Source organism: Algorimicrobium bowmanii (assembly GCF_054031195.1).
Map to the genome: position 1 here is coordinate 575,541 of NZ_CM132929.1, position 12,700 is coordinate 588,240.

A 12,700-nucleotide genomic window follows, 5' to 3' on the forward strand; every position below is an offset into this window, starting at 1 on the left:
ATGAAAAATTCCCCTAATTTTCAAACTACTTTTCTGTGCCTTGTTTTAATGTTTTTATCCATTCAAGGTTTTTCTCAAACAACCATTGTTAAAAATGAGTTTTATTCTGACGACTATACCACTGTTGCGGATTCTGGAGGTGTTACTTCAGGTGTGGCAGTGTTAAATCCTGATGGTGCTGCAAATCAAGATGATACTTGGGGATTTACAGGTTATGTAAATAACGAGGTTGCAGCTAATACTTATTGTACGCCAATTAATTTTGGAGACAATAATAATTATTACATATCTAATGTGTTATTGGGTGATATAGATAATGCTTCAAATAGCACTGCGGCCGATTATGAGTATTATACTAATCAAACGACTTCTTTAACGTTAGGGTATGAATATCCTATGTCTGTTGATTTTTCTACAGATAGTTATAATGCCACACACTTAACTGTTTGGATTGATTTTAATAATGATGGCGATTTTGATGATAATGGTGAGGTTGTTTATTCCGCAACAAATGTTCCTACAGGTAGTTCGGGTAATCATGCTTTTCTATTAGAAGTACCTTCTACAGTGTCTCTTGGTGTTAAGCGTATGCGAATAAGTTTAAGGCATGGTAATCAGCAGGGACTTTCTTGTAATAATGAATATCAGAATGGAGAATTTGAAGATTATGATATTAATATTACTGATGTTTATGTTGATCCTGGGCCACCTATATATTGTTCCCCTAATACTGTAGGTAATAATAATCAATACTACATATCTAATGTGTTAATTGAAAATATAGACAATAGCTCAGATAATTCAGCGTCTGTATATGAGTACTATACGGTACCTGAAACCGACTTGCTTTTAGGTGAAAGTTATACTGTTGAAGTTGATTATAAGACTGTAAGTTATCAATCATCAGGGTTAGTTGTTTGGGTCGATTTTAATAATGATGGAGACTTTGAAGATGCAGGGGAAGAAGTATATTCTCAATTAACTAGTAGTCCTTCAGATACTGGTACCCACTCTTTTTCTGTAAGTATTCCTTTGTCAGCATCAATTGGGGTTGTGCGTATGCGTTTAGGACTGAAAGAACATGGTTTACCAGAGTCTTGTTCTGATCATAATGTAGGAGGTGAATTTGAGGACTATAATTTAAATATCACAGAACCCGAAGTAAACTACTGCGAGCCAACAGTTGGTAATAATAATAATAATCAATATTACATATCTAATGTGTTAATTGCAGATATAGATAATTCCTCTACTAGTTCTGCAAATGACTATGAATATTATACGACACCAACTACCGATCTAGTTGCGGGAGATGTGTACAGTATGGAGGTAGACTTCAATAAACAGCAAAATCAAACTTCAGTTGTTGTTGTTTGGATGGACTTTAATAATGATGGCGATTTTGAGGATAGTGGAGAACAGGTTTACTCTGAAATAACAGGGTCAGGGCCAAGGACCGGAACACATACTTTTAATGTGTCTATTCCAACAACAGCTACGCTAGGAGTTACAAGAATGCGTGTAGTAATTGAAAGAGGAAATACAGTTACAGGGTCTTGTGATAGTATCAGTAAAGGTGAGGTTGAAGATTATAACATAAACATTGTTGCCGCTGTTGTAACAATTCCAAGAATACAAATATCTGGAAATAGTATAATTATAACGAATAATGACGATACACCATCAGCAACAGACGATACGCATTTTGGAACGGTAGATGTAGGTTTGTCGCAAACTAATACCTATACTATTGAAAACACAGGAACAGGAGATTTATCAATTAACAGTATTGTTTTAAATCCTACAGCGCCTACAACAACAGAGTTTGTTGTGGTTAATAATCCTACACCTGTAACTTTAGCAGCAGGAGCGTCAACAACTTTTCAAGTGATGTTTACTCCAACAAGTGAGTCTACAGAAAATGCTACAGTAGTTGTTTCTAGTAATGATATTGCAACACCAAGTTATCAATTTGAAATTTCAGGAGATGCCGATCAAAAATTCTATGACAGTGATAATGATGGTGTGTATGACAATATAGATATTGATGATGATAACGATGGAATTAGAGATGTTGACGAACAGAATAATTGTGCGGCATCGGTATTTGTAACCACCACTAATTATAAGTTTTTAAATGAAACTTTTGGTGTGGGACCAGGGCGAGGTAATGCGATTAGTACTTTGTATGATGCCAGTACAACATATTGTTTAGAAGATGGAACAGCTAGTCCTAATACTGCAGATTGCCCAGATTTAAATAACCCTAGTTTAAATGATGGAGAATATACTATTAATCATAAAATTACAAGTGGTGTTAATGGAGAAGCTGTAGGTCCAAATGACAATGATGCTATTGCAAGTTGGGCGCACAGTGTGTGGGCAAACATTAAAGATCACACACCTGATGATGCAGATAATGATAATAGTACATTTGGAAATATGGCGATTTTTAATGCGAGTAGTACACCTGGTATATTTTACGAAACTACAATTACTGGAACCTTACCAGGAGTGCCCGTGAGCTATAGTTTTTGGGCCATGAATATTGATAATAAATACAGTGATTTAGGTTCCGGGGATACCAATGGAGGTACTCGAATTAAACCTAATATTACTGTTAAGTTTTTAAAAACCGATGGGACACTGATTTCTGAATATGAAACAGGAGATATTGATAGATGTGCAGGTGATAATAATTGCGACTTATCGGAATGGCAATTATTTGAACCAGCTACAATTTCAACAGACGAAAGTGAATTTATTGTACAATTTATTAATAATTCACCAGGTGGATTAGGAAACGATTTGGCTATTGATGATATCCAAATTCAACAAACACTTTGTGATTCTGACGGTGATGGTATTGCTAACGTATTTGACTTAGACAGTGATAATGACGGTATACCTGATGTGGTAGAAGCTGGTTTTGCAAGCTATAGTAATGGTACAGCTTATATACCAAGTTCTGTATGGGTAGATGCTAATGGAAATGGAATGCATGATGATTTAGAATCTAATTCTGCTGCGGATACGGATGGAGATGGCGTGCCCAATTATTTAGACTTAGATAGTGATAACGATGGTCTTTTTGATGTTGATGAAGCTGGTGTAGGAAATAGTAATTCTACTGATCCAAATTTTGTTAATGGTGATGGAGATATTTCTGGTAACGGTGTAGGTCAGGGTGTTGATTCTGATGAAATTAGAGTGAAAGATACGGATGGTGATGGAAATATTGAATATTTTGGTGATGGTATTTTGGATGTGTATGATTTTCATGAAGGTACAGATTTTGCGTCTGCTTATGGGAATTCAGGACAAGGAACTGCGCCATACTATGTGCTAGATACTGATGGAGATGGAATTCCAGATTATTTAGATACCACATCAAATGGAAGTGCAGGTGGTTTTGATATTTCAGCTTCACTTTATGCCGATTTAGATGCTGATAACGATGGTGTTATTGATGATGGACAAGCTGGTAATTTTATGGATAGCGATGGCGATGGTGTGCCAGATTCACGTGACGGAGACGATGCAGCATTTGGTTCTCCTAGAGATTTAAATGATAGTTATAGCTTATATTTTGACGGACGTAATGATTATGTAGAAGATGATAATATGCTACGTAATACCGACGCCACAATTATGGCATTTATTAAGAAAGAACCTGGAGATAATACGGCCGCAAGAGGACCTCTATTTATTGTTGGTCAAAATAAGTTTCAATTACGACTTAACCGATCCAATCAGCTTGTAGCAGAGGTGAATAATATTAATCCTTTGTTTTCAGATCCAATTTCAGATGAAACTTGGACGCATGTTGCAGCTACCACCACAGCAGATAAAACTATTTTATATGTTAACGGTGTTAAGATTGATAGTATGGATTCAGGGGGGGTGCCTAACGATGTTTCTAAATTTAGAATAGGTTCACATCCAGGGAATATTAATTTTTTCAAAGGAGAAATAGATGAGGTTCGTGTGTTTGATCGTGCATTAACCGAGCTAGAATTGCAACGTATGGTATATCAAGAACTAAACGAAAATGAAGGTTTTAATCAAGGGAAAATTATACCACAAACAATAGGAACTTTAAACTCCAATTTGGTGAGATATTTTAAAATGGACGGGTATTTAGATGATGTTCTAGATAATAAAAAAACAGCGCCAAGTAGTAGAGATATTTCTGGGGCTAGATTATATAATATCAAGAACATTTACCCACAAACAGCACCTTTACCATATATGACTAAAGCAGAAGGAGATTGGTCTGAAGCGAATACTTGGTTGCATGGTAACGTATGGGATATTACAACAAAAGCTAATAATCCGAAAGATGTTTCTATAGTACATGTTAAGCATAATCTTAATGTTTCAGAAACAGAAGGTACTTTAGGGTTGCTTGTTGATGATGGAACTGAGTTTTCTATAAAGAACGATAAAGGTTTATTTAATAGCTGGTATTTAAAGCTTGATGGGTTTATAGATTTGGAAGGTGAATCGCAGTTAATTCAAACAGCAGAAAGTAATTTATATACTGGTGCGAATGCTAAATTAGAACGTGATCAGCAAGGTACTGCTAATCTGTATGATTATAATTATTGGTCTTCACCGGTGCATTCTAGCAGTGCAACAGGTTTGGTAGATGCCTCAGTAACTTATAGTCTAGGTGATGTATTAAAAGATGGAACAGATCCAGATGCGCCTGTGTCAGTTGGGTTTACCTCTAGCAATGATGGTACTCCGTCACCAAACATGTCAATATCTACACGTTGGTTATATACATTTATTAATGGTGATGTTAACGATTATAATGCTTGGGGTCACATTAGTCAGAATTCGGCTGTTAAGGTAGGTGATGGTTATACCATGAAGGGAACTAGTACGCGACCAGAAACAGAGTATCAGAATTATGTGTTTGAAGGTAAGCCGAATAATGGTGAAATAAGAAAAACCATAAGCGCTAATAATGAGTATTTAATTGGTAATCCCTATCCGTCAGCTATTGATGCGAATGCTTTTATTTTAGATAATAGAGACACATCAGGTGCGTTATATTTTTGGGAACATTATGGAGGTGGAACACATGTTTTATCTGGTTACCAGGGAGGTTATGGTGTGTACAACTTGTTAGGTGGTGTATCTAATTTCGCTCCTGAAGGTATTTCAGGAGAAGGAACAAGCTCAAAAACCCCTAAAAGATACATTCCGGTAGCTCAAGGATTTTATGTTTTTGGAGCACGAGATGGCGAGATTGTTTTTAAAAATAGCCAAAGAGCATTTGTTGTAGAAGGTGATAATAACGATAACTCTTGGTTTTTTAGAGATGCATCGGTGGTAGAGGAAGATCTTTCTGATTTGAGACCTAAATTTAGACTTGGGTTTACATCGCCATCAGGTTATGAACGTCAAATACTACTTGGTGTTGATGAGAATGCTAGTATGGGCATAGACTACGGTTATGATGCGGAATTAAACGAGACAAATACAGCTGATTTCACTTGGAGGATAGAGGAAAGGGATTTTCTTATTCAAGGAATTGATGAGGTAACAGAAACGACAGTTTTACCAGTATCGGTAAAAACACCTTCAGGAGGAGCAATAACAATAGGTATTGATGCGTTGGAAAACGTTTCTACTGATACAGAAATTTATTTAAAAGATGGTGATAACTATCACAATTTAAGAGATTCAGATTATAGGGTGTCTGTTGCTGCAGGTGATGTTATTGGGCGTTTTGAAATTGTTTTTTCTGAACAAGAAAGCCTTTCAACAGAGGTGTTTGAAGTGTCTGATTTTGCTATGTATCCTAATCCTGCTAAAGATCAGGTTACTATTAAATTGCCAAACTCTACTGATTTAAATAATCTTAATTTGCGTATTTATGATATGCAAGGAAGATTAATTTCAGAGCAGGCTGTAACACAGTCTAAAACACAAATTGCTCTAGATAAGATAAACACAATTCATACAGGGGTTTATATAGTAAAAATATCTAAAGGAAATCAAGTTTTAATTTCTGAAAAGTTACTGAAAATATAAAACAACTTCAATTCGTTTTTTTAAAGCCAAAAACCTAGTACTACAAAGGTTTTTGGCTTTTTTTATGAGGTGATTTTTATAGCCTGCAGTTCGATTTTTTAGCATATTGAAATTCAGTTGGTTACTTGTTTATTTAATTGGCTTAAACTATATTAGCGGCGCTATAACAAATTTTGACTATTAGTATTTGTTTTATTTTGAAAGCTATTTTCGGAAAAAAAGAGTATGAATTGTTCAAAAACATCAATAATTCCCGCCCCAAAATGAAAAATACACTACCTGTATATTTATGCGCGCTAGCATTGCTATTTAGCGTAAGCCAATTATCAGCACAAAGTGTTGTTATCGCTAAAAACGAGTTTTTAGGTACCGGATCAAGCCTCTCAACAGGAGGGACAGGAACACTATCTTCAATTTTAGCTGAAGATGATAATTGGGGATTTCAAGGCTATATTGATAATGGAAGGATAGATTATTCTGATGAAAAAAGTAGTTCAACAGATTATAGTTTAAGAATTACCGATTGGTATGATAAAACGGATTATGTAGAGTTTAGTGAAATAAATATAAGTGATTACAGCAATGTTCAGTTTTCCATAGCATATGCTTCCAATAGTTTAATGAAACCAGATGATAGGCTAAATTTAACCTACTATATGGATAATGTTGCTACTATTATAACATTGATTCATGGTCGTAATGGTGGGGCAGAAGTGAATTTTGGCTCATCGGCAGATAATGGTACATCTCAAAGTAATCCCTACGTTCTTGATATTCCAAATTCGGTTTCTCAATTTAAATTTAAAGTTGAGTTAATAAGTGGTGGAGGTGATGATAAAGAAATTATATATATAGACGATGTGTATCTCCGTGGTATAGCTCCCGCCCCTCCAACGGCAGACTGTCAAGATATAATAACAATAGCATTAGATGCTTTTGGTTCTGCTACCATAACAGCAAACGATGTGGATGGCGGTTCAACGGTTAGTTCTGGAATGGCTAACCTATCGGTGAATCACTCAGAGTTTAATTGTGATGATTTAGGAGATAACACTGTAATGTTAACAGTTACCGATATATTTGGGCAAACAGATACTTGTTGTGCAACGGTAACGGTAACACCTTATTCAGGAGGTCTCGTAGCACCTGTTTTAGATGATGTTACCATGTATTGTGAATATACAGTTCCGGTGCCAACAAATTCAGGGTATCAATGTGAAGATATTATGCCAACAACAAGTGATATTACTACTTTTACAACGGCAGGAACGTATTCGGTTACATGGGTATATACTGCTACAGATGGATCTACTGCATCTGCAAGTCAAGAAGTTACAATATTAGCTCAAGAATCACCAACAAATATATCAGTATCTGATGCTGAATTTCCAACACTGTTAGTGACTTGGGATGAACTAATGGGGGTAGATAATTATGGTTTTAGGTATCGTGAGGTAGGTGATGTGGCATGGGAGGAAGTCGTAATCTCAACAAATAGCTTTAGCCTCTTAGATATGTCTCAATTAACAGATTATGAGTTTCAAGTGAGTAGTATTTGTGGAGGTTCACAAATGTGGTCTTCAACTCAAACCTTTTCAACAGGATTGTATGATGTGTATTGTGTGCCTACAAGTAATTCAAACGGGTCTTATATTACCAATTTTAGTATAACAGGCGAAAATTCAACAATGATAGATAATGGTCCTAGTAATGGTGATGATGGCGGTTATGGCGACTATAGGACTCTGCCAGCTGTTGAACTTTATCAAGGAGCTAGTTATACGGCTTCCATAGCTGTTCATGGAGGCAGTATGGGTTGGGGGGTGTATATTGATTTAAACAAAGATGGTGTTTTTTATCGTTCAGGAGATGATGACCCTAATGATGAGTTTTTTGATTTGCCATCTGAAGTAGGAGAAGGTTTAAGTGATATAGTTATTGATATTCCTGCAACTGCAAGTTTAGGTAAAACGGTTATGCGAGTTGGAGCACGACAATATTGGTCTTCGGTTGATCCTTGTGGTGATTCGGCTGATAATAATGAAGAGTTTGAGGATTATTTGGTTGATATAGTTATTAATAATTCACCTGCAAAATTAACTGTTTCCGGTGGCGGGACAGCTATTCCTGGTGATGGAACAAATACCCCGCTGATAACCGATTTTACAGATTTTGGTTCTATAAATGTAGGAGAGCGTACAACTCGTGAATTCACTTTGTCTAATAGTGGTTACCATAATTTAGAAATTACAGATATTAGCCTTTCTAATACAGCCGATTTTGAGTTGATAGGTGTTACGTTGCCTATAACAATTCCGCCTGGAATGTCCGAATTATTAACAATAGCCTTCAACGCCAATCTAGCCGATTTAGATAGAAAAACATCTACGGTAACAATAGTGAGCAATAGTGAAGATAATGATGTAGCACCCTATTATTGGTATAATATTTCAGCATCCAAAGATCAGAAGTTTTATGATAGCGATGGCGATGGCGTGTTTGATAATGTGGATATTGATGATGATAACGATGGTATTCCGGACGACTATGAAGAGCAGTCGTGTAACTTGTCTCCTGCAGCTACAAAAACCAATTATAAATTTTTAAATGAAACTTTTGGTGTGGGGCCAGGTAGAGGTAATGATATTAGTACGCTGTATGATGCAACAACTACTTATTGTTTAGAGAATGGAACGAACAGTGCTAATACGGCAGAATGTCCAGACTTAAATAGTCCCAATTTAAATGATGGAGAATACACTATAAATCATAGAATTACAAGTGCGAATAATGATGAGGCTGTTGGTCCAAATGAGGATGATGCTATAGCTGATTGGGCAGACAGACTGTGGGCACCTATTGAAGATCATACACCTGGGGATACCAATGGACGAATGGCTATCTTTAATGCCGATATAGAACCTGGTGTGTTTTATGAGACTACCATAACCGGTACCATACCTAATGTGCCAATAACCTATAGTTTTTGGGCTATAAATATAGATAATAAGGATAGTGCTTTTGATAGTAGCGAACTTGTAGATGGAAGGCGAATAAAGCCAAATATTAGAGTCGATTTTTTAAAAACAGATTACTCAACGGTAATAGGGTCTTTTACAACCGGCGAGATTACAAGGTGTGAAAGTGGTAATGATTGCGACGTGTCGGTATGGAAATATTTCGAGCCAGAAGAGATTACAACAAGTGAAACTACTTTTATTGTTCGGTTTGTTAATGAGTCGCCTGGAGGATTTGGAAACGATTTAGCACTCGATGATATCAAGATAGAACAAACACTATGTGATATGGATGGTGACGGCGTTGCGGATATGTTTGATTTAGATTCAGATAATGATGGTATTCCAGACATTGTAGAAGCTGGTTTTGCTAGTAGTAGTAATGGAACTGGAAAAATAGATGTTGACTGGGTGGATGTTAATAAAAATGGTATGCTTGATAGTCTTGAAGGCATAGGTGTTTTAGATACCGATGGCGATGGTATACCAGATTATTTAGATTTAGATAGTGATAACGACGGTCTTTTTGATGTAGATGAATCTGGTGCTCAAAATAGTAATAACCCCTATCCTAATTTTATAAATGGCGATGGTGATATAAATGGCGATGGTGTTGGCGATGGTCCAGAATCTGAAAAATTTAGAATAAAAGATACCGATGGCGATGGCAATATAGAGTATTATGGCGATGGTATTCTAGATGTTTACGACTATCATTATAATTATACAGCAGGAGCAAATGCTGCCGATACATATGGGAACGATTCACAAGGTACGGCATATGCTGCTACAGGATATACTTTAGATTCAGATAATGATGGTGTTCCAGACTATTTAGATGTGTATAATAATCTTACTTCTGTTTATGATATTGATACGACTATTTATACAGGCCTAGATCTTGATAATGATGGAATTATTGACGATGGACAATCGGGTAGTTATGCGGATAATGATGGAGATGGCGTGCCAGATTCACGAGACGGAAATGATGATTTGTTTGGAGCTCCAAGAGATTTAGACGATAGTTATAGTCTATATTTTGACGGACGTAATGATTATGTGGAAGATGAAACAGTTTTGAGTGGTACTGATGCGACAATTATGGCCTTTGTAAAAAAAGATGGCGATAATACATTGGTTGATTTCCAGCAGATTATAGGGCAAGAAAATGCTAATTTTGAATTGCGAATAAATTTACTAAATGAAGTTGTTGCTTCTGTCGGATCTAATGTGATAAAATCAGATCCTGTTCTAGATGGTGTTTGGATACATATTACAGCAACTACAACATCAGGAAAAACAATATTATATATTAATGGTGTTCAGGTTGGTGATATGGATTCTGGAGTTGTTCCAGCTAACACTTCAAAGCTTACAATTGGTGCGCGTAATGGGGGTTCTAACTTTTTCAAAGGAGAAATAGATGAGGTTCGTGTGTTTGATCGTGCATTAACAGCCAATGAGGTTAAACGTATGGTGCATCAAGAACTAGATGAAAATGAGAGTTTTAACAAAGGGAAAATAATACCAAAAACGATAGGCGATTTACATTCAAGTTTAATTCGATACTATAAAATGGATGGGTATCTAGATGATATTCTTGATAATAAAAAAACGGAACCGACTAACAGAGATACTATTGGTGCGAAACTGTATAATATTAAAGATATTTATTTTCAAACAGCACCACTGCCTTATGTTACAAAATCTGATGGCGAATGGACAGATGCATCTACTTGGTTGCATGGTGATATTTGGGATATTTCTACTAAAGTTAGTGGTGTAGACGATGCTTCAATAGTTCATGTGAAAAATCATTTAAATGCTTCAGACTCTCAAAGAATGATTGGGTTAATTGTTGATGATAGTAAAGAGTTTACCATCTCAGATGATCAAGGTTTGTACAATGATTGGTATTTGAAATTAGATGGATTTATAGACTTAGTGGGCGAATCGCAATTAATTCAGTCCTCCGAAAGTGATTTATTTAATGGTCCTAACGCAAAGTTAGAGCGTGATCAACAAGGAACTGTAAACTTGTACACCTATAATTATTGGTCGTCTCCAGTTCATAGCAGTGCTTCTGCTAGTCCTGTAGATGGTTCTGAAGATTTTTCAGTTGCCGATGTTTTACGTGATGGAACAGATCCTGATAATCCTGAACCAATTAGTTATGTTGGTGGTTATGATGGAGCAGCATCTCCTATGGAAATTGCCGATTATTGGTTGTGGAAATTTGATAATTACCGAAACGATACCTATGCCGATTGGCAATCTATCTCAAGTTCATCAAGATTAAATGTTGGTGTTGGTTATACAATGAAAGGTACCACTACAGCTCCCGAAACAGATTATCAGAATTATGTGTTTACAGGCAAGCCTAATAATGGTACAGTAAGTTTAAGTTTAAGCCCAAATAATGAATATTTAGTTGGTAACCCTTACCCTTCAGCAATTGATGGCTATAAGTTTATAAAGGATAATGAAAGCGTTATTACGGGTACCTTATATTTTTGGGAGCATTATGGAGGTAATTCACATATCTTAGCAGAATATCAAGGAGGTTACGGACTTTACAACCTTTCTGGAGGTGTGCCTGCAATAGATGATATACTTGTGCAACAAGCTTCCCCAGATGACGATGTTAGTAATTTAGGAGTACCTACAAAAACACCAAGACAATATATTCCTGTAAGCCAAGGCTTTTTTGTTATGGCTCAAGATGGAGGTGAAATAACCTTTGATAATAGTCAACGTGTGTTTGTAAAAGAAGGTGATAGTAATACTAATTCATGGTTTTTTAGGTCTGAGGATGAAATAGAAAGTGATAACAATCCAGGACTTAATTTGGATGTTCGTCCAAAATTTAGAATTGGTTATACGTCTCCTAAAGGGTACAAAAGACAACTTTTATTAACTGTAGATGATCAGGCTACACCAGCGGTTGATTGGGGGTTTGATGGTCTACTAAATGAAGAGAATGTTGCCGATATGTATTGGGTGATTGATGATGCTAATTACCTGATTCAAGGTATAGATGCTATTGCTGAAAATACCATTCTTCCAATAACAGTTAAAGCAAGTGAAGCAGGAAATATAGAGGTAAGCATTGATAGTTTGGAGAATGTTTCTGATGCAACCAATATTTTATTGAAAGATGGTGATAACTATCACGATTTAAGAACCTCTAATTACATTGCAACTGTTGGTATAGGTGAAACTATTGGACGATTTGATATTGTTTTTTCAGATTTAGAAAACTTATCTGTTACGGATTTCGAAACATCTGAATTTGCTATGTATCCAAACCCGGCTAAAGACCAGGTGACTATTAAATTACCACAAGCTATGCTTATGGATAATCTAGTAGTTGGAATTTATGATATGCAAGGTAGGCTTATTGCGAAACAAAATATTACAACTTCTGAAACCAAAATAGAACTCAGTAAAATGCAAGTTTTAAGTAGTGGTATGTATTTGGTTAAAATTACCGAAAACAATACCGTGTTAATGACTGAAAAACTGATAAAAATATAAGAACCAATATTTTATAATGCCCAAAAACCTTTGAAATACCTTCAAAGGTTTTTGATTTTTAAAAATGTATTAAATAGATTTAAAATTAATAAAAC

At 35.8% G+C, this 12,700-nt stretch carries 2 protein-coding genes; both read left to right on the plus strand.

Going from position 1 to position 12,700, the window contains the following annotated elements; translation table 11 throughout:
- Entirely contained in the window at nucleotides 1-6,048 is a 6,048-nt protein-coding gene (locus tag ACW5R3_RS02535) for a GEVED domain-containing protein (RefSeq protein ID WP_456578052.1), read from the plus strand.
- Between the two features lie 263 nt (nucleotides 6,049-6,311).
- On the plus strand, nucleotides 6,312-12,605 hold the full coding sequence (locus ACW5R3_RS02540; protein ID WP_456578053.1) for a LamG-like jellyroll fold domain-containing protein: 6,294 nt from the start codon (nucleotides 6,312-6,314) through the stop codon (nucleotides 12,603-12,605).
- Nucleotides 12,606-12,700: the final 95 nt, after the last annotated feature.

Coding starts and splice junctions, on each gene's coding strand:
- ACW5R3_RS02535 (WP_456578052.1), top strand. CDS start 1: ATGAAAAATTCCCCTAATTTTCAAACTACTTTTCTGTGCCTTGTTTTA.
- ACW5R3_RS02540 (WP_456578053.1), top strand. CDS start 6,312: ATGAAAAATACACTACCTGTATATTTATGCGCGCTAGCATTGCTATTT.